Origin of the sequence: Leuconostoc mesenteroides subsp. mesenteroides ATCC 8293 (genome assembly GCF_000014445.1) — a bacterium.
Taxonomy (GTDB): Bacteria; Bacillota; Bacilli; order Lactobacillales; family Lactobacillaceae; genus Leuconostoc; species Leuconostoc mesenteroides.
This window is the reverse complement of record NC_008531.1, coordinates 726975-747176: the sequence shown is the minus strand read 5'-3', so window position 1 is coordinate 747176 and position 20202 is coordinate 726975. Positions and strand designations below refer to the sequence as shown.

Here is a 20202-nt window from a genome sequence, read left to right as displayed (position 1 = left end):
ATTACTCCTTTTTGAGCATTTGCTCACTGTTTTAACCGTTAACTAAATATATTTGTATGGATCTGTATTGATTTTTGTAGCAACTACATCAACAGTGTCACCAAACCATTCTTTGACCTTATCAACCATTTTTTCGTTAGCAATAGCTTCCATATGATGATCAGGATCAATCACAATAAAATTTGAAGCCAAGATGTCATGCCCAACGTGATAGTAGACATCGGCTGTGACGTAGGCATCAGCTCCTGCTTGTTGCGCAACCCGCCACCAACGGCCACCATCTCCACCTAGCACAGCGATCTTTTGAATTGGCTTTGTCACATCTTTAGCAATAACACGCACTGCTTGAACATGAAACAAATCACGAATTTTCACAGCGTATTCTTGTACAGAAATTGGTTGCTCTAATTGTCCGATCCTGCCAAGACCAGTTTTCTTATCTACATTTGGTACTAAAGGCACTACATCTTGAATACCAAGTGCCTCGGCCAACCAATCATTCATGCCACCTTGTGCACTGTCCATATTAGTATGTGAAGCATAAACAACGATATGGTGTTGAATCAAATCTGCATACATTCGATTTTGAGGCTGTGATAAGTCTAGATTTTTCGCCGGGAAGAACATGACCTCATGGTGTGCCCATATAAAATTGACCTGATTATCAATTGCTTCTTGAACCACTTCTGGACGAACATCAAGGGCTGTCATTACTCGATGTACAGGCTGTTTAGGATCACCAATTTGCAGTCCCGTGGGGTCACCCTCCTCAGCTAATTGTTTCGGCGCAAAAAGTTCAATCTTGTCAATTAACTCTTGTGCAATCACTTGATAACCTCCTGAATTTGCTGATATTTTTTTTTCCAATCTTGATAAATGGGTGAATCAGCTTTTCCAGCAAATTCAAGATTTTCAAAAATTGTGTCGATACGATCCAATTCTTTCTGCCATTTAGCAACAAAAACTGACGTTTTTCTCTTTCGCAAGACAGGACCAAATTTTTTATCGAGGCTTGATAAACTTTGGGTGCCCTTTGTTGCAATCATAATTTCATAAAAGTGGTTATCCTCTTGTTCAATAACCTCGTCGTTAATTTTATACTGATGATTGTTTAGCCACGTTCGCACAATGTGCTCATCAGTATTAGGTTGTAGTATAAGCGTTTCAAAACGTTTTGCTCTTGAAAATCCCGCTTCTAATATATCTGTAATTAAGACACCACCCATACCAGCGATTGTGACCGTGTCAATATGATCCTCATCTTTAATTGCCGCTAATCCATTCGCCAATCTCGCCTCAAGTTGTGTGGTTAACGCTCTTCGAACAATTTCGTGCTGCGCATTTTCGTAAGGTCCTTTAGCAACCTCACCAGCAATCGCAAACGATATTTTGTTATTGATTAATAGATTAGCAGGTAAATAGGCGTGATCAGAGCCAATATCGGCTAACCTTGCGCCTTTGGGTACAAATGAAGCCACAGCTGCAAGCCGTGGTGAAAGATGAATACTGTCCATTTTCTATCCTTAGAGTTGTTTTTTTTACTCATTTTAGTATAACAAATAAGTCAATATCTCGCTGATATCATGTACTTTTAATTAATAAAGACCACAAATTATATCATACTCAAATTTCATAATTAAAAACATTAGAATGTTAGAAAATATAACATAATTTTGGGATTAAATTCTATTGCATACGAATAGTTTGCACGATAATTTGTCTTGTGTTACACTCTAGGCGTGAGCTTTTCACAAATAACTGAAAACACCAAAATCTGGGGTGCCGTCGCGCTGAGATAAAACCCATCACACCTGATCTAGTTAATACTAGCGTAGGGAGATTTACTTGAAAATGTATTAATGAACTGACATATCTTGACGGTACTATGTTTTGTAACGTTATCACTATAATATATGACGGTACTATGTTTTGTAACGTTATCACTATAATATATGATGATGAAATAACACAAGTTTGTTAAGTAACGTTTCTGCATTGAGATCATGACCACAATTTTTCAAGCCAGTCTTCCTTGTGAAGTCTGGCTTTTTCTAATTACACCCGATTTTGCGGTGATTTCGGTTACATCAATTATTAACCAATAAGTCATGTAAACAGTTGTATAGCTCATGCACCTATTGGTTAATATCGGAAATTTTAGGAGGTTTTGCAAATGTCTGCAAACAAATGGTCACTTCGCGATGTTATCTTCATCGCACTAATCGGTGTTTTTTTTGGATTTATATTTTGGGCTTGGGCATTTGGTTATAATGTCATCGCTGCCTTTTTAACACCATTTGGATTAAGCGCATATGCTAATGATGCAACATTGGGTCCTTGGCTAATGGCTGGTCCGATGGCTGGGTTCATCTTACGTCGTCCTGGCGCATCAATTATAGGTGAAACACTTGGCGGCACAATTGAAATGGTGTTTGGCTCTCAATGGGGTGTCATGAACGTTGTTTCTGCATTAATCCAAGGGTTTGGTACCGAACTTGGATTTGCTGTATTTGGCTACCGTCGTTGGGACAAAACGAGTTTGTCAATGTCTGTCATCACAGTTACCATTGTGACGTTTATTTGGGACCTGTTCCGTAATGGTTATGCTGACTACTCATTTGGTTTGTTGATTGGATTATTTATTACTCGCCTCATTTCAGCAGCTATTTTTGCAGGAGTTATCGTTTACTTCACACAAAAATTAGTTGCTAAATCAGGTATCCTAGAGGTCAATAAAAACGAGGTGGTCTCATGATATCAAGTATTGCGGTCCAAGTATTGCCGATGACAGCTGACACAGAAGAAGTCATTCGCATAGTTGATCATGTGATTGCTTATATTGACAAGAGTGGTGTCAACTATCAGGTAGGTGCTTTCGAATCAACTCTCGAAGGTGATTACGATCAACTAATGGATATTTTAAAAAATTTGCCCAAGGTTGCAGCAGAAATTAGTGACATCCCTGTCATGGTATACAGCAAAATAAACATGGCTACAGATTCTGATGTTTTAACCATTGCAAAGAAAACAGATAAATATAAATAAGCGGAATTTCCGCGTACATAGGGAATTATTATGGTTACTCATTTAAAACATATCAGTTTGTCATATGGCAATACAAAAATACTTGATGATACCACCATGTCAATATCTCACAATAGTTTTAACCTGCTAATTGGTCCCTCTGGCTCTGGAAAATCAACCCTTCTCCGAATATTTGCAGGATTATATCCGCAACTAAAAGGTGAAGTACTTGTTAATGATCAAGCAGTTACCACATTACCGGCTAACGAGAAAGCCAAAGTCGTCGGTTTTTTATTTCAAGATCCAGACACCCAATTTGTTATGAAAACGCCACTGGATGAATTGATTTTCACTTTAGAAAACTTGCAAGTTCATCCTTCTGATATCAAGCAACGTGCAACGCACGCTCTAGAATTTGTTGGTATTTCAGACTTAACTCATCAAGACATTGACACCTTATCAGGTGGTGAAAAACAAAAAGTTGCATTGGCTATCATTGTTGCAATGCAAAGTGATTTCTTATTATTAGACGAACCTTTTGCAAATATTGATAGCCAATCTCGCCAAGACCTATTAGCTAAATTGAAAGATTTGCAAATACAGGGACAAACCACTATATTAATCACTGATCATGATTTACATGGGTACGAACCACTTGTTGATCATGTGTGGGAAATACACCACAAAAAAGTAGCAACTGTTAGTAACTTTCAGAATCGTATTTTACCGGAACAAAATGTCCACCTGCAATTACCTAAAGAAGGTGTTTTGCAATTAAAAAATTTTGAACTTTTAGTGGGGCAACGTCAATTAATTAGTATTTCTGATTTACCTTTGGCTCCCGGTGGAATTACGCTCTTTACTGGAGCAAATGGCACAGGCAAGTCATCCCTTTTCAATGCGCTAACTCGACTAAAATCCTACCAAGGTGACATTTTGTATATAGATCAAAATATCAAAAAATTTAATGCTGCTAAATATGCAAAACAAGTAGCATTGATCTTTCAAAATGCAGAACGGCAGTTTTTACGAATGACGATTCGTGAGGAAATCGCGTTGAGCATGCAACATGCGCAACAACCAGAAAAATGGTCCGAAAACGTAATTACTCGTTACTTAGAGCGCTTAAATTTGGATGGGCTACAAGATCATGTCGTTTATCAGCTCTCTGGCGGGCAAAAGAAAAAAGTTCAACTCTTGGTGATGTTAATTGTTGGCACACCAATATTATTGTTAGACGAACCTATTGCTGGTCTGGACACAGATTCCGTTCGGGTTGTAGGCGAAATTTTACGAGAAATCGCAGATAATGGACGGCAACGTTTTATTATTATTAGCCACCAACTAGATCAGCTACGCCCAATCATTGATTATCATTTGCATCTATCTAATCGAACTTTACAATATATGGAGCATTTTTTATGAATCCAAGTGTTAAATTTCTACTTATACTTATCGTTAGCATCGAACTAACTTTTGTCCTTAATTATCAAGTCAATGTTGTTGTAGCGATTATTGCTGGTATTTATCTTGTTTTTTCAAAACTGTCTTGGAAACGTTATTTGCTATTAATTGCCATGCCTATCTTGCCTGTCTTAGGTGCATGGACATCATTTACAACTTTTGGTTCCCATGAAATGGCAATTATCATGATGACTCGAATTGTTGCCTACATATTCCTAGGAGCGGCTTTTTCGTTTACAACTGACATGATCTTGCTTCTAGACACACTCGAACAAAAATTTCGTGTGCCAACCACTTTTGTCTACGGTCTTCGCGGTGCATTATCCTTTGTGCCCCGTGTTAAACAAGAAGTCCAGACTATCCGAACGGCAGCTTTAATGCGTGGTGAATCTTTAACATTTTACTCACCACAATTATTTTTCAAAGCTATTTTGGTCTCACTCCGGTGGTCAACTCGTTTAGCAGAAGCTATGGCCTCACATGGATTTACCGAAAATGCTGAGCGGACACACTTTAACACAATTGTAATCAAAAAAAGAGACTGGATGATGGCAATCAGTCTCTTAGTCATATTACAGTGCATCATAATATATCTTTAATGGGTGCAAATGTTTTACGATGAATCGGTGTAATGCCGATTTTTTTTATACCCTCAAGATGTTCTTTTGTACCGTATCCAGCGTTTTTTTCGAAACCATAACCAGGATATTTTAAACCATAAGAAGCCATTAGGCGATCACGTGTGACCTTTGCAATAATACTGGCTGCACCTATAGAATTACTTCGTGCATCTCCTTTAATTAAAAATTCTTGCGGCAAATCTAAATCTAACCGCATAGCATCTATTAATAAAGCTTCAGGTATAGGAGCCAACTGGTTGACTGCTTCGGTCATCGCAACACGTGCTGCTTCATAAATATTAATTTCATCAATAATTGAGGCTTCGACCCTGCCAACACCTATAGAAATTGCTTTTTCTATAATTTTGTCGTACAACTCGTCTCTTTTTTTTGCAGACAGTTGCTTAGAATCTATGACATCTAAAACATCAAAATCATGCGGTAAAATAACAGCTGCCGCAACAACTGGGCCAGCTAAAGGCCCCCGACCAACTTCATCCACGCCAGCAATTAAGTCGTAGCCTTGCATCCAGTACTGACGCTCAATATCAAAACGAGATAAAAAATGCTCGCGTTTTTCCCGCAACATCACTTGCTTTTTTTGCCAAGCCTTCAATGCATTTTGTACACCAACACGCTTATCTTGTTGCCAAATTAGCAACTGCTCGTCATTAGGAGATGTGTTTTTGAGTTGTAATTTAATATTTGCAATTGTGTCAGTCATTTTTCGTCTCAATTAAATCAAGTGTAAACGCCCCTAGTTTATTTTTTCTAAGATCATTTAGTATTCGTTCACTGGCCTTGTCATAATCGTCTTTGAATCCTAATTTGCTTGTGATGGATAATAAAACATCTACATTTTCTTGATCAAAAATATTGTCGTTCAAATGATATCGCTCAATAATGGCCTCTGGTCGATATTCTCGAAAAAAGTTGATCAAAAATAGCGCAGCATCATCTTTGGCAAAGATTGTATCTTTCACCGCTCCTGTTAATGCTAATTTCATGCCGATGTTTTGATCTTCAAACTTTGGCCAGAGCACCCCAGGAGAATCCAGTAATTCTAATTTTGTTGGTGTTTTTAGCCAAGCAATTTTCTTCGTTACACCTGGTCGATCCGCCGTTGGCGCAACATTTTTCATTACCAAGTGATTCAATAATGTTGACTTACCGACATTTGGCACCCCAGAAATCATGGCGCGAATAGGCTGATCTTGGATACCTTTTGCTAGTTGTGCTGCTTTTTTTGCTTCAACTGCTCGTCGGGCTGCTTTAGTCACTAATTGCGGAGTTCTTGGGTCACGCGTGTCGAGCACAAGTACTGTGTATCCTTGTGCTTCAAAATGTTTTTTCCATGCCCGTGTTTGATCAGGATCTGCCAAATCAGCTTTAGTCATAATTAACAAACGGGGTTTATTGCCGATTAACTTATCCACTTCCGGATTACGTGAGCTTTCGGGAATACGGGAATCAACCAGCTCAAAAACAACGTCGACTAGTTTTAAATTTTCCCGCATCAAACGGAAGGCTTTGGCCATATGGCCTGGGAACCATTGAATTATTTGTGCCATTAAACATATGTCCTTTCTAACATTAACGCTCAGCGTTGTATAGTGACCACGCTTCATCAAATGTTGTCATACTCATTAAATAGGTTGTATTCTCTTCTAAGTACTGTGACAATTCATCAAAATCACTACTTTGTTTTGGAAATGACGAATCTAAAAAGGCATTGTTTGCAAATTGTTGCACTTCATTGGCTGCCATAGAATTACGATTTGTCATTAACCAATTGTAAAATGAACGATCACTTTTTCTCATTAGCAAGACCTCCTTGGAAAACAAACTGATCTGCTTTTATATTAATGACCTTTGCTTTAAATTTAATGCCTTGCGTTGTGGGTAACTTACTCATATCAATGAATATTTGCTTCTTCTTCGGTACGATTGTGACGTATTCAGGCGCATCGTAACTTGATCTAACGTAACTCATCACAGTTTTAATTGGCAACGATAGGTTACCAATTGCTAAAGATTTCGCCTGCATAACGATGTTCCCATTAGGCGTTAATTTGGCATCTAGCGCCATGCCAAAATTAAATTTTTGGCCCAAAAGTTTGGCGCTACCATACATCATCACGTCATCCCCAATTTTAAAAGTATAGCCACTGTTATCTGTATCATTAAGATAATGAGCAACTAAGGCATTGATTTGTTTTTTATTTAAGGATACATCAAACGTCGCGTCCGATTTACTGATCTTGGATACATTGTCCTTAATTTTTACTGGCCCGCTAGCTTCATTGAAAAGCCAGATTCCACCTACCAATAATATAGATATTAGACCCCAAAAAAGCCAGAACCAAATTGGCTTTTTCTTTTTGACTATTTTATTTGATCTAGCTATTGTTTGATCAGCCATTGCTTTGTTTCCTTTTTCATTTTGTTAAATAACTGTGTTGTCATGTAATTATAGCCCTTATTATTAGGGTGGTAATTGTCTTCCGTACTAATCCATGCGTTGTTAACATTCTTTTGACCCGTCAATACGGCTGTCATGGCAGCATTCGAATTTGAACTGCTATTTGAGTTAGCTGATTCCTTAATGAGCCCTTCTCGTTGCGTTGTTGTTTTAAATTGACCATACGTTAAATTGAAAATACTGACAAAATATGCATTGCCAGCTTCTTTGGCAGCTTGAGCATTAATGTTATTAAATAGCTTAACGTCGTCATTAAAATCAGATCGATCGGCAAAATGAACATATAAAGGATTATAATTTCCAAATATAAATATTGGTGCATCAGAATTATAAGAGCGAATATCCTTTATCAAAGCAGATAACTTTTGTTGATAAGATTGTTGCCCTGCTTTAACGGCAGCTGACAACGTCTTTGGAGACGTTGCCAAAACATTTTTCAAAAGCAATTGTTGCAAATCATTACCACCAGAGGTCATTACAATCACATTAGCTTTTTGTAATCGTTTTTGAAATTTTTGTTGCGTATCCAATCTTTTTTTGATTTGGTCAGATCGATCCCCTGCTTTACCAAAATTACTAACAGTGACACTAACGTTGTATTGTGCACGAATTTTTTTAGCAATGCGCCCAGAATACCCCTTCATATTTTTTTCGTCTCCAACACCCTCTGTTAATGAGTCCCCAAGGGCAACTAAATTAATATGTGATACTTTTTGCACCGATTTTTGAGGTTGATTTAAATCATTTTTTTGATTTTCCCAAGTTTTGATGCCATAAAATGCCCCAATGCCAATCAATAAGATGGGTATTAAACTGATGGCAAACTTTCGCATGTGCAATTCTCCTGAAACTTAACTGGTAACCATTATAGCGTAAATGACCATTATGTACAAAGAACAAGTATTCCTCGTTCTTTATTTTTTTATTTTATAAAGTGATATTTAAATTAAATGAACGCGTGATACGATAACACTATATACTACGGCTACAACATACACGCCAATCAGGCGATCGAGATAATCCGTTCCAATCTGTACTAGAAAAACAGAAAGTGTTTGGTTGACCCCAAGACCGTGAAGCACCTGTACAATCGTGCTTGACCCAGAAGAAGTAATGCCGTGAAAAAGAATGACGGTAATTACTGAACTCACAATTGTCGCCGGTACGGATATGATCAAAGCTGACCACCAAATATTTTTAACATCCGTAGCGCTGACTTTTCTGTAAATTAATCCTGCCACAAGAGCGGTAACAATTTGGCTAGGCATGTAGTAAATTGAAAAAGGGTCACCTGTTGTACCGTTTATTAATGCTGTCAAAATACCAACGACTACGCCACCAACTGGACCAAAAAAAGATGCGCCTAAAAGCGTACCAATCGTGTCTAAGTAAACTGGTAACTTGGCAAGTAAAGCAATGTGACCACCAACAATATTAATCACAATAAATAAGGCAATTAACGTGATACGCTGAGTAGATAGCTTTTTCATGATAATACCTCAAGATCTGTGGCAATATTGGTTAATTCAGTCAATATGGTTGCTGACGAAATTTCCAATAGGCGAGCTATGATTTCCGCCATAACATGCAAAGAATCCACCTCTGTTAAAATCACTGCGTTCGCTTCTTTTTTCCAAAAATCAGCTATATCAACTATGCTTTGTCCGAGGGCTACACCTTCTGTTACTACAGTGACATATTTACTAATGCCACGAGTATACTCAGGATATAATGCATGAATAATCACAAGTGGATCATTAATAACCGCCCCCATCACGTGTTCTTGTTGCCAATGAAAATCAAAATAAAACTTAATGATTTTTGTGATAAATATTGATTGCTCAGGATTCAATCGCTGCATTAATGACAAGATATTTGGTGTCAGTAACATTTTTCGAGTAACATCTAATGGGACAATTTCAGCTACAATAGGACTATTTTTCAAAACATAATCAGCTGCATTCGGATCTACCCAGAAGTTGTATTCAGCAACTGGTGAGGTATTTCCATTCGAAAGATAGGATCCACCCATAATGATTAGGCGCGACATATTTTGCCAAACCTTGGGATTTTCTTGCATGGCTAGCGCAATATTTGTCAACGGTCCCAAAGCCAGTACCCAAACATCATTATGATTGGTGAGTAACTGATTGTATGCTGAATGGGCACTTATTGTGCTGGCCTCTATCATTGGGACAGCAATATTACTTTGTCCTAACCCATCCAATCCGTGGGTATCCTGTGCACTGATGTACTCATGTTGCAAGGGTTCATGTGCCCCTTCAAAGACAGGAACATCAGTCCTTCCTACCTCTTCAAGCACTTTGAGAGTATTCTGAACACCGATTTTTGTAGGGACATTTCCCTCGACAACAGTAATGGCGATAACATCAAGCTCTGGTGATTTTAATGCGACCAAAAGTGCTAAACTATCATCAATTCCTGGATCCGTGTCAATTATAACTTTTTGCATTTTATCTTTCCTTTCTGTCATATGTGATTTTATTGATACAATACAATCACACTTGGTTTTTTTTTCTGGGATTTTCCGAACCAGTCCGGCACGATTGCCGATTTTGATAAATGCTTTTTAAGTGTACCAATTTTAATGCAACAATAAAACCCCAGAAATAAAATTCTGGGGTTTTTATTTTAGCGTGCTCGGTACAAAATTGCTAATGCGCCTACGCCTGTATGGGTAGAAATAATTGGTGTTGTATTTAAAACTGGAATTTCAATATCAGGCCAAATTGCTTTTAAGCGTGCTGCAATTTGAGCTGCTTCCTCTGGAATTCCTGCGTGAGAGATACCTATTGACAATACTTCCTTATACTCTTGCATCTTAGCAATAACATTATTGTTGAATTTAGCAATAGTTTTCATGCCTCGGCCTTTGAGCAGTACTTCAACCGTGCCATCATTTTTTGTTACACCAGCACCGACCTTAATGTTTAGCAAATTACCGATAATTCCTTGTGTTTTACTCAAGCGACCACCGGCAACCATATTTGTCAAAGAAGTAAAACTCAAAAAAATATGCGACTCATCACGAGCTTTTTCAACCGCTGGTAATATTTCAGCCATCGTAGCCCCTTGGGACGCCATTTTTGCCGCTTGTAAGACAACAAATGCTTGCGCACGGTCAGCCGCTAATGTGTCAAATGTTGTAATCTTAGCACTTGTCAATGCGGCTGCTTGTTCAGCAGCGCGGACAGTTCCTGACAGCCCTGATGATAAATGGAGACTTAAAATTTCGGAATCTGGAAATTTCTGATGAATATCATCATAAACAGCTTGAAATGTGCCGATTGATGGCTGCGATGTTTGAGGAAGACTCTTACTTTCAATCATCTTTTCAAGAAATTCATCGCGCTGAATAGTGACACCATCTTCATAGACTGTACCATCGATTTGTACTGATAGCGGCACAATTTTGATATCGTATTTGGTAATTTCTTCTGGAGTTAATGCTACAGCTGAATCTGTAACGATTTTAATATTTGACATATTCTTTCCTTATATGCGTTCGTAGCGTTCGACAACGAATGCGTAATCATGATTATCATCTTTCGCATGTGGTTCACTGGACTTTAGTTGAAATTGTGTTAAATCCACCTCATCAACAAAAGTATCGCCATCAATCACACCGTCAACTCGCGTTATAACTAAATCTGTTGCATAGGGCATAAATTCACGGTAAACTGCTGCGCCACCAGCAATCGTAATATCTCGCTCTTCCTTAGCTATCAAATTTTTGGCTTCTTCAATGGAATGAATAACTTTTACTTCTGGATAACTTGGTGTCCAGTCTTCTTGCCTAGTCATAACTACAGTTGTTCGTTTAGGCAATGGCCGCCCAATGCTAAGCCACGTTGGGCGCCCCATAATCATTAGGGTATTGACTGTTTCATCTCTAAACAGTTTGAGATCATCAGGCATATGCCAAGGTATACCACCATCTTTTCCAATTGCATGTTGACGATCTTCAGCCCATACCATTTTAATTTTGGTCATTTACGTACTCCTTTGCAAACTTTTCAAGTGCGTCGTGATCATTTAAAATATCACCAACAACGACTGCGTACTCAATTTTTTTAAGCACACGCCCCAATAAAGGCCCAGGTGTTAAAATACCAGAACGGATCAATTCACCGCCACTAATGTTAAGATCAGCAGCTTTTGTAATCGGTAACATCTCTATTATATGACTTATTCTCTGAATTGTCTCGGGCTGACTACCAGTTAGTGACAAAACTTCAAGCAATTCTTCCTGATAAGCTAAAACTTGGTATATATCAAATACAGTTGATTTCTTTGGATTATGCACAATAGGAACAATTGCGTTGACCGTTTTCATCACGTTACGACTCATTTTCCAATCGTACATAAATTGACGACGTTTCTTGTCATCAAATTGCGTTCTTGATAATATATGTGCCCAAGCCACGGTGTAATTTGTAGCCTGGTCTTTATTTAAATCATCTATAATACTTGACCAATCTTCAATGTGCGGACCTGGTAAATAATTCATGACCTGATCGCGCAGGGCCAGTTCTAAACTCTGCGATGCTTGACTACCTAACAATAATTTTTCAAATTCAACTCGAACTCGTTCAACCGCGATTTTAGCCAAGTTCGGTGCCAAATCTACCAATGCTTTTTGAGTATCAGCTTCAATGTTAAAACCAAGTTGGGCGCTAAATCTCAGGGCACGCATCATTCTCAGGGCATCTTCTGTGAAGCGTTTTTCGGCATCACCAACGGCTCGAATAACGCCTTTTTTCATGTCCTCTAGACCATCAAAGAGATCTAATACCTCACCGTCGTGCCGCATTGCCAAAGCATTAATTGTGAAATCACGTCTTTTAAGATCCTCTTCGAGGCTACGTACAAAAGTGACATGATCAGGTCGCCTAAAATCTGTGTAAGTTGACTCGACACGAAAAGTCGTAATTTCATATCCTGTCCCATGGTCCAAAACCATCACTGTCCCGTGTTGAATGCCCGTATCCACAGTATTATGGAACAATGATTTCACTTCTTCTGGAAAAGCGCTACTTGCAATATCAACATCATGAATCGTTTTTCCAAGCATAGTATCACGTACCGAACCACCAACAAAATAAGCTTCAAATCCAGCATCTTCTAACTTTGTTAATATTGGTTGTGCATCTATAAATTCTTGAGGTAATTGTGTAATTTTCATATGAGTCTATTTTACCAAAATAGCAGCATTTGCGTATCTTTAATATTTTGCATTTTCTAATCGCATTTGCATATCAGCATCTTCTGGTTCGATATTTAAATATCTGACCATCATATCAATCTCACCTTGACGTTCACCTTCTTCATGGTACCAATCAATAATATCACGCAAAAATGAAGTATTCTCTTGGAAAAAGGGTAAAGCCATTTCCCAATATTTAGTAGCTTGATCTTCCTTGCCTTCCTGATAATAGGCGCGCGCCAAATGCCAGTAAAATTCAGGATCAATAACATCTTCTTGAATATGTTTCTCTAACAACTGAATGTCTGCTTCGAATTCTCGTTGCTTTAATAGCAAAGCAGACAAAATAATTATTGACGTCACATCTGTATCATCTAACGCCAAAGCATTTTGATAATATGCTTTAGCTTTAGCATCATCTCCAAGTTTTTCTGCTGCCAACCCTGCTAGACGATATAATACTGTATTGGTCTCATCTTGAGCTAATCCTTCTTGATAAACTCGGTAAGCGTCCTCAAGTTGTTGTTCTTGTTCATACGCTTGTCCCAATATCGGATAAATAGACGTATATTTAGGGTCCACTTCCAATACACCATTAAACAAATCAATCGCTTCTCGGGTTCGTTTGTTTTCTTGATACAGAACTGCCAATTGGAATCGTGTATCTAATGTCATTTGTTCTGGTTTAATTTGTTCTAAATAACCAACCGCATGCTCATAATTACCCACTTGAGCATACGCCATACCAATACGCGCTACAATATCAACTCGACTAATTTCTCGTTTGCCTTTTTTCAACAACGCACGATAGCGTGGAATCGCCTTGGGATAACTTTGATTAGCATAATAAAATTCAGCTAAGGCAAATTGAATCACATCTTCATCTGGGGATATTCTTTCTGCCTGCAATAGACTGTGTTCTGCAGATTCCGTTAATCCCTCAGACTGATAGACATCTGCCTTAACGAGTAAAGCCTGTAAGTATGAAGGTGAATCAGGCTTAATTTGCGCTAAATAGTCTTGCGCTTCATCAATCTCACCATCTTCTATCGCAATATCAGCTAATGCCGTACGAAGTTCATCCTCATCAGGGTATTTTTCTAATAATTTTTTATAGGCACGACATGACTGGTTCAAAAACCCAAGAGCATATAACTCCTCAGCTAAACTATAAATTAAATCATCACTATCTTTTCGTAATGATTGTGCAAAAAATTTTTTTGCATCATCTAGTTGCCCACTTGAGAGAGCATCAAGCATTTGTTGCGCATAGTTCGTTTCCATAATAACCTCGTTTTTAATCAGTAATTGTAAACATTTGTTCCGTTTGCAGATCTGAAATCGCATTTAAATCTACTGTCACGCCAATGCCGTAATTCCTTGGCACTGATATAATCCCATTATTCACGCGTAAACGTTCCTCAATAATATCACGTTCAAAATAGCGCCTGCTATCTGAAATATCTCCTGGGAAAGCAATTTTAGGTAAACTACTAATTGCTATATCGACGCTTCTACCTAAACCACTAGTTAGCATGCCGCCAACCCATGGCTTATCAACAAGTTGAATAGCCGTCAAAGCATTGGAAATACCACCAATCTTGCCCTGTTTAATTGTCAAAGCTTTCGCCGAAAGACATTTCAACATCGTAGCAACATCGTTAAGATTATTAATTGATTCGTCTAAACTAATGATTTTACTTGTATGAGCTTGGAGTACCGCATGCTGTACAAAATCATTTTCACCAAGTGGTTGTTCAATGAACCCAACATTTTCAGGTAACCTGTTAATTTGTGCAATATTTTTATCTGTAAAGCTACTGTTTGCATCAATTGAAAATTGTTGTTCAGGATATTTTTTTAACAGCCGGTTCAAATTTTCAAAGTCAACTACATGAGCATCAATTTTAAGCTTAATTCTCTGATATCCTTGCGTTAATGCTTCATCAATACTATCTGCCATACCGACAGCGATTCCGACTGGAACTGTTCCCCCTTGGCCATGAATCATTTGTTGTAGAGATTGATGCGTTAGTTTACCAATCGCGTCCCAAACAGCCATTTCTAAACCTGCCTTAGCGAATGAAGCAAATGGCGTCAGTTGATTCAAACGTATCGAAAACGATTGGGGATTACTAAAAGAGAATCTTCGAATTTGTGGTAACAAAACTGTTTTTAAAATTTCTCGACTGACAGATTGATTTTCAAGCGTATACGAGAAGTCTGCAAACGACTGAACTTCACCATAACCTACAGCTATCTCACCACTATCTTCGTTCAATAGTTCAACGGTGACAATAGTTAATGGTCGTTCGCTAATGGTGTGATGCGCAGTTTCAAAGGCTTGCAACATAGTCAGTGCAATAGGTATTAAAGTTATTTTTTTAATTTGATACATCGAGTACCTCAATAAATGCTGCTGGTTGCTCAAAATGCGCATTATGTCCAGCATTGGGCACAATGCTTATTTTGGCATTTGGCAGTAAGTTTGTCATTTCTTCGGCAATAAGGTTAAATTTAATATCTTGTTCTCCTACAATAACTTGTGTGGGTGTATGTAATGATTGCAAACAAGGCCAATAATTTGGTTGCACACCACTACCCATATAACGGAGTGAGTTCGCAACGTTGATTGGATTCTGATTTATCCGTTGTTGATGCATAAACTTCTTTTGCTCTGGACTAACATGTTGTTGTGTAGCAAATAGTGGCATCTGCTCCCAGTCCGTAACAAATGTTTCAAAGTTTTGCTGGATTTTTTCAGCCTTTTTGTAATCAGAAACACGCCGTTCATGACGTTCTTGAGCAGTCTTCAGTCCAGCAGTTGTGCTCTCTAAGTATAATCGTTTTACCAACTCACTGTGCACCTTGGTAAAGCCTAAAGCTAACCGACCGCCCATCGAGTAGCCTAGTAGGTTAATATTTTTCCAGTGCAATTGATTCAATATAATCGCTAAATCTTGTATTTGATGAGCCATTTCAAATCTGGTAACTTCAACCGACGTTGTATGACCACCAAACCCCAGTAAGTCCAAAGTCAGTACTTGTCCCGGTAAATGATCAATAATATGATTAAAATCACAATGAGAGCCCATAAAGCCATGTAATAATAGCCACTTTTGATTTTCATCATTATTTTTCGTCAGGTAAGCCTGATAAGGATAATTATTGACGTCAATAATCATTTTAACATCTCCAATACTTCACGATGGTCATCTCTATTCCTCTGATGATCACTTTTATATTCAATCAGTCTTGTCGTTTTTGAAGGTGTCTGTAGAATTTGGCTTAATGCTTCTGGAACATTCAATTGATGATAGTCTATATAATATAAATCAGCGATTTTTTTAATGTCTATATTTAACGGCGTGCCAAATAATTGTTCAAAATACTTTGGCGCACCGGCCTGTGGTAGAAATGAGAAAATGCCCCCACCGTTGTTATTAATTACGATAATATCTAACGGTAACTGATAGTTTTTAGCCATCATTAAACCATTCATATCATGAAACAGCGTCAAATCACCTGTCAACAAAACACTCCGCTGCTTAACCACTGCGCTCATGCCCAATGCACTCGATATCACACCATCAATGCCGTTAGCTCCACGGTTTGCATAAATGCGCTGCGTATGGTTTCCAGTAAAAAAGTTATCCATGTCACGTATTGGCATACTGTTAGCCACAAAAATATGCGTGTCATCTGGAACAGCATCATCCAAAGCAGTTATAATATTCATTTCGTTACGAGTTTTTATTACTTTAGGCAAAGACAACCACTTTTGATTAAAATCAATCTGATTTTTAGACAGCGTCAAATGCATGCTTTCCAGGAAATCATGTGGCGCCATCTTGATTGCTCGTACAATATGCCTTGTATGATCTACACCAGCATCTTCATCAACATGCCAAGTTAAAATATTTTCCTCTTTTAGCCACTGTAATACACGTGCAGACACTGGCGTTTTACCAAACCGAACAACTAAATCAGGCTTCAAATCAGCATTAATCTTATGTGCCTGAAGTAAAACATCTATGCCATGAATTGTATATGTGTGTCTGCTTTGACTCAGAACATCGGCAATGACAGGTACATTATTTTTAATAGCGAACTTTTTCAAACTATCGTCATAACTATTCAAAACATTTGGACCAGCCAATATTAATAATCTTTTTGCCGTTATTGGTGGTAAACGATATTGCACGGATTGCTTGTCAAAAACTACTCGTTGAACATGCACCTCATCTTGGCGATCTAATACAGGCATTAATGGCTTACGAAGTGGTAAATTAATTTGAATAGGGCCACGTGGTGCAGTAATAGATAAGTTAACCACTTTTTGTACTATGAAATCAATATACTCTGTCACATCGCTGTGCATATCTTGCAAACGTATTAAAACTGCCTGCTTTGTTAATTGTCCAAACAAATTGCTTTGCGGTATAGTCTGTGGCGCCCCATTGAACTGCAATTCTTGGGGTCGATCAGTCGATAATACGACTAATGGTATGTTCGCAGCATACGCTTCAGCCACTGCTGGCATATACTCTGCAATTGCAGTGCCAGATGTTCCTAGCAGAACAACAGGTTCTAAAAGTGTTTTGGCGATTCCTAAAGCAAAAAAGCCAGCTGACCGTTCATCAACATCAACAAATAATTTAATTTCATTATTTTGTTCTGCGTATTCTGCTAAAAGTAATGCTATCGGTGTACTTCTGGATCCAGGAGACACAATAAAATGTCGAATGCCACTTTCAAATAGTGCCTCTAGTAGGTGCTTTGTATTAAAAGTTAGTGTGTCCGTCATTTGATAGTTCCTCCAGTAACTCAAGCATTGGTTGAAACTTTAAAGTTGTTTCGTAATATTCTTGTTGGCTATCTGATTCAGCAACAATACCAGCGCCTGCAAACAGACGAGCATTTCGCCCATTAACATACATTGATCTAATACCGACAACGAATTCTCCGAAATTATTTTTTGTAAAATATCCTATTGGGGATGCAAATAATCCTCGGGGATGCAATTCATAATTACGAATATATACCAAGGCATTTTTTCTTGGTAAACCGCCCAAAGCTGGGGTTGGATGTAATTTTCCGACAACATCTTTAATAGAAATGTTGGTAGCTAATGTGCCTTGGATTGGCGTATAAAGATGTTGAACCTGCTTATTTTTCAACAAGAAAGGCTTATTTGGCACATGCAATTGATTAGTTAAACTACCCAATTGCTGAACAATATTATCCACAACATAACGATGTTCTTGATTGTTCTTTTCGCTATTCAATAACTCTTTACCCAGTTTAACATCTTCTAGGTCTATCTGTCCGCGACGAATTGTACCGGCCACAGCTGCTGTTTCTACTTGGTTATCATTTATTTTAACCAGTCGCTCTGGTGTGGCAGTTATAAATAGTTCAGTATCCCTTTTGAGGGCCGCATGATAAACATCTTGCTGTTTTTGCAGTGCTGGTATAACTTTAGACAAAACCAATTTTGCTGATAAGGTTATTTGCTGTTGCCGACTAAAAACCACCTTTTTTAAACTTCGATTAACACTCAACTCATTAATTAAAGTCTGCACCCTTGCTTGCCAATCAGCCTCAGCACTTTCATCGATAATTTGCGGTGCTTGTGTTTTTTTTAATTGACTAAGTTGCATTAAATAATCGTCAATAGCTGTAGTACTAGATAGTAATTGATTATCTTGCAATAAAACTAAAAATTCAGGCTCAAACCAAAAACCCTTCATGATTCCTGCTTCTAACTGATCATCAAAAGAGCTGGCACCAAAAACAATCGAATCTGTTTTATCTGGCATTTTTGACCATATTTTTTTTTGTCCAAACGCATACATTGTGCTTTTTTTATCACTAGTTTCAAAGAATGCAGCAACTTGAACATTATCTAACATTTGATTTAATAAACTGCGATCCATCGACCTCAGCGTGCGTCGATATTGTATCAATTCGTCTATGATTACCATTTCACATGTGCCTTTAACATATAAAAAGCAACAGATGTTGATCTGTCGCTTTTACTTTAGTTGTTGCGCAGACGCCTAGCGGCCTGCCAGACATTGCCTACTTCAAAATTTTCATTTATTATCACACCATTTTCAATGCCCGCAAGTACAAATGCTTTTGCATCCGCTACAGCATCCGTAACACTGGACGTTACGATGTTGGCTGCAATGCTGGATGAAAAAGTACAGCCAGCGCCGTTGTTCATGGGGATATTTGACATCACTTTTTTCTGTTCAAATATTTTATAGTTGTTATTGTGAAACAAAAGATCGAATGTTTGATTACCAGCGAGTCGCGCGCCACTTTTAACTACAACACTCTCGACTCCAAAACTACCAATAACTTTTGCCGCAGCTTTCATATCGTCTACACTCTGAATCGTTAAACCAGACAATAATTGTGCCTCATATAGATTTGGAGTTGCGACTGTGGCTAATGGTAATAACTGATTTTTTATTTCTTGTACCAAAAAATCAGTATTTGTACTATCCGTTTCTTTGAACACCATCACGGGATCAACAATAACAGGTACATCGACTTTTTTTAAATACTCAGCAACTAGGTCAATAATGTCAACTGTGGGCAGTAAGCCAACTTTAATCGCAGCAATATCATCTAATGCTAACGTTGAATCAAGTTGTGCTTGAATAATTTTTAAATCAGTTGGGTAAATTTTAAAATTGTCGTTTGTTACGGTCACAATACTTGTGATCACACTTAACCCAAAGTATCCAAATTCATTAAATGTAGCTAAATCAGCCTGAATTCCACCACCTGAAAGTGAATCAGAGCCAGCGATTGTTAGTAACTTCTTAACCATTATTGATCAGCTGATGCTGTAAAACTAATATTCTGTCCATCATCTGTAATCTGCGTCACAACGGCATCATTTCCACCTGATGTAATGTTCCATGAATAAGTACGCCTATTTTCTTTAGCCCATGCAATAGCTTCACTAATCTTTTTGCCCTTTAATTGCGCTGAATCAGCGGCACTACTTGAACTGCTTGAAGATGATGAACTTGAGCTACTTGAAGATGACGACGAGCTTGATTCACTTGACGATGACTCAGAATCGCTTGATTCACTTTCATCCGAAGAACTGCTATCTTCAGATGTTGAATCAGAATTTTCTTCGATTGTACTGTTTGTACTAGTTTTCTGTTCAATTGGTGTGGTTGTTTTTTGTGCTGTTGAATAATTCATGTAGATAAAAATACTCAACGCTACAACAATTAAAATTACAAGCACGATAAAAAAATTACGTACTGGATGCTTTTTTTTATAAAATTGTGGTCGTTTATAATTATTATAATCTGCCATATTAACCTCTAATCACTAACTATTATATCAAATAA

General features: G+C 37.9%; 23 protein-coding genes and 1 riboswitch. Of the genes, 4 read left to right on the top strand and 19 right to left on the bottom strand.

Annotated features, from left to right (window positions below):
• Positions 1 to 42: 42 nt before the first annotated feature.
• Both LEUM_RS03755 and LEUM_RS03750 read right to left on the bottom strand, forming a co-directional pair.
• Positions 43 to 828 carry a Nif3-like dinuclear metal center hexameric protein gene (locus LEUM_RS03755; protein WP_011679554.1) on the bottom strand — a complete coding sequence of 262 codons (786 nt, stop codon included), beginning with the start codon at positions 826 to 828 and terminating at the stop codon, positions 43 to 45.
• The gene (locus tag LEUM_RS03750; RefSeq protein ID WP_011679553.1) at positions 825 to 1514 is read right to left on the bottom strand and encodes a tRNA (adenine(22)-N(1))-methyltransferase; all 690 of its coding nucleotides are present in this window, start codon (positions 1512 to 1514) and stop codon (positions 825 to 827) included. Before LEUM_RS03750 ends, LEUM_RS03755 begins: the two co-directional genes overlap by 4 nt.
• 251 nt (positions 1515 to 1765) lie before the next feature.
• Positions 1766 to 1855, top strand: a riboswitch (TPP riboswitch).
• Positions 1856 to 2173: 318 nt separating this feature from the next.
• Here LEUM_RS03750 and LEUM_RS03745 point away from each other — a divergent pair.
• Genes LEUM_RS03745 through LEUM_RS03730 form a run of 4 tightly spaced genes read left to right on the top strand, consistent with a single transcriptional unit; the run spans position 2174 to position 5087 of the window.
• Positions 2174 to 2755: an ECF transporter S component gene (locus tag LEUM_RS03745; protein ID WP_004164215.1), complete on the top strand. Its 582-nt coding sequence runs from the start codon at positions 2174 to 2176 to the stop codon at positions 2753 to 2755.
• Positions 2752 to 3045, top strand: a complete 294-nt coding sequence (locus LEUM_RS03740) for a thiamine-binding protein (RefSeq protein WP_010282020.1) — start codon at positions 2752 to 2754, stop codon at positions 3043 to 3045. Before LEUM_RS03745 ends, LEUM_RS03740 begins: the two co-directional genes overlap by 4 nt.
• Before the next feature lie 30 nt (positions 3046 to 3075).
• Positions 3076 to 4449, top strand: coding sequence for an ATP-binding cassette domain-containing protein (locus tag LEUM_RS03735; protein WP_011679552.1), 1374 nt, complete (start codon positions 3076 to 3078; stop codon positions 4447 to 4449).
• A complete protein-coding gene (locus tag LEUM_RS03730; RefSeq protein ID WP_011679551.1) occupies positions 4446 to 5087 on the top strand; it encodes an energy-coupling factor transporter transmembrane component T family protein in 642 nt (213 codons plus the stop codon). Before LEUM_RS03735 ends, LEUM_RS03730 begins: the two co-directional genes overlap by 4 nt.
• Here the strand turns inward: LEUM_RS03730 and LEUM_RS03725 are convergent.
• The 17 genes from LEUM_RS03725 to LEUM_RS03645 all read right to left on the bottom strand — a co-directional run bounded on the left by LEUM_RS03725 (position 5071) and on the right by LEUM_RS03645 (position 20167).
• A complete protein-coding gene (locus LEUM_RS03725) occupies positions 5071 to 5832 on the bottom strand; it encodes a ribonuclease HII (RefSeq protein ID WP_011679550.1) in 762 nt (253 codons plus the stop codon). The genes LEUM_RS03730 and LEUM_RS03725 overlap by 17 nt on opposite strands.
• A complete protein-coding gene (ylqF, locus tag LEUM_RS03720; RefSeq protein WP_011679549.1) occupies positions 5825 to 6679 on the bottom strand; it encodes a ribosome biogenesis GTPase YlqF in 855 nt (284 codons plus the stop codon). Before ylqF ends, LEUM_RS03725 begins: the two co-directional genes overlap by 8 nt.
• Before the next feature lie 22 nt (positions 6680 to 6701).
• Positions 6702 to 6929 (bottom strand): YozE family protein, encoded by a 228-nt coding sequence (locus LEUM_RS03715; protein WP_010295592.1) that lies wholly within the window; start codon positions 6927 to 6929, stop codon positions 6702 to 6704.
• Entirely contained in the window at positions 6916 to 7530 is a 615-nt protein-coding gene (locus LEUM_RS03710; RefSeq protein WP_011679548.1) for a YpmS family protein, read from the bottom strand. Before LEUM_RS03710 ends, LEUM_RS03715 begins: the two co-directional genes overlap by 14 nt.
• The gene (locus LEUM_RS03705) at positions 7512 to 8423 is read right to left on the bottom strand and encodes an SGNH/GDSL hydrolase family protein (RefSeq protein WP_011679547.1); all 912 of its coding nucleotides are present in this window, start codon (positions 8421 to 8423) and stop codon (positions 7512 to 7514) included. The genes LEUM_RS03710 and LEUM_RS03705 overlap by 19 nt, the downstream gene beginning before the upstream one ends.
• A 108-nt stretch (positions 8424 to 8531) precedes the next feature.
• Entirely contained in the window at positions 8532 to 9080 is a 549-nt protein-coding gene (locus tag LEUM_RS03700) for an ECF transporter S component (RefSeq protein ID WP_011679546.1), read from the bottom strand.
• A complete protein-coding gene (locus tag LEUM_RS03695) occupies positions 9077 to 10063 on the bottom strand; it encodes a nucleoside hydrolase (RefSeq protein WP_011679545.1) in 987 nt (328 codons plus the stop codon). The genes LEUM_RS03700 and LEUM_RS03695 overlap by 4 nt, the downstream gene beginning before the upstream one ends.
• A gap of 179 nt (positions 10064 to 10242) precedes the next feature.
• On the bottom strand, positions 10243 to 11097 hold the full coding sequence (locus tag LEUM_RS03690) for a DegV family protein (RefSeq protein ID WP_004164228.1): 855 nt from the start codon (positions 11095 to 11097) through the stop codon (positions 10243 to 10245).
• 9 nt (positions 11098 to 11106) lie between these two features.
• Entirely contained in the window at positions 11107 to 11604 is a 498-nt protein-coding gene (locus LEUM_RS03685) for a dihydrofolate reductase (RefSeq protein ID WP_011679544.1), read from the bottom strand.
• Positions 11591 to 12796 (bottom strand): CCA tRNA nucleotidyltransferase, encoded by a 1206-nt coding sequence (locus LEUM_RS03680; RefSeq protein WP_011679543.1) that lies wholly within the window; start codon positions 12794 to 12796, stop codon positions 11591 to 11593. Before LEUM_RS03680 ends, LEUM_RS03685 begins: the two co-directional genes overlap by 14 nt.
• Positions 12797 to 12835: 39 nt before the next feature.
• Entirely contained in the window at positions 12836 to 14101 is a 1266-nt protein-coding gene (locus tag LEUM_RS03675; protein WP_011679542.1) for a tetratricopeptide repeat protein, read from the bottom strand.
• Positions 14102 to 14114: 13 nt separating this feature from the next.
• Positions 14115 to 15215 (bottom strand): o-succinylbenzoate synthase, encoded by a 1101-nt coding sequence (gene menC, locus LEUM_RS03670; RefSeq protein ID WP_011679541.1) that lies wholly within the window; start codon positions 15213 to 15215, stop codon positions 14115 to 14117.
• Positions 15202 to 16002: a 2-succinyl-6-hydroxy-2,4-cyclohexadiene-1-carboxylate synthase gene (menH, locus tag LEUM_RS03665; RefSeq protein WP_011679540.1), complete on the bottom strand. Its 801-nt coding sequence runs from the start codon at positions 16000 to 16002 to the stop codon at positions 15202 to 15204. Before menH ends, menC begins: the two co-directional genes overlap by 14 nt.
• Positions 15999 to 17624, bottom strand: coding sequence for a 2-succinyl-5-enolpyruvyl-6-hydroxy-3-cyclohexene-1-carboxylic-acid synthase (gene menD / locus LEUM_RS03660; RefSeq protein WP_011679539.1), 1626 nt, complete (start codon positions 17622 to 17624; stop codon positions 15999 to 16001). The genes menH and menD overlap by 4 nt, the downstream gene beginning before the upstream one ends.
• Positions 17602 to 18756 (bottom strand): isochorismate synthase, encoded by a 1155-nt coding sequence (locus tag LEUM_RS03655; RefSeq protein ID WP_011679538.1) that lies wholly within the window; start codon positions 18754 to 18756, stop codon positions 17602 to 17604. Before LEUM_RS03655 ends, menD begins: the two co-directional genes overlap by 23 nt.
• Before the next feature lie 104 nt (positions 18757 to 18860).
• A complete protein-coding gene (locus tag LEUM_RS03650; RefSeq protein ID WP_011679537.1) occupies positions 18861 to 19664 on the bottom strand; it encodes a bifunctional hydroxymethylpyrimidine kinase/phosphomethylpyrimidine kinase in 804 nt (267 codons plus the stop codon).
• Positions 19664 to 20167 carry a hypothetical protein gene (locus tag LEUM_RS03645; protein ID WP_011679536.1) on the bottom strand — a complete coding sequence of 168 codons (504 nt, stop codon included), beginning with the start codon at positions 20165 to 20167 and terminating at the stop codon, positions 19664 to 19666. The genes LEUM_RS03650 and LEUM_RS03645 overlap by 1 nt, the downstream gene beginning before the upstream one ends.
• Positions 20168 to 20202 lie beyond the last annotated feature (35 nt).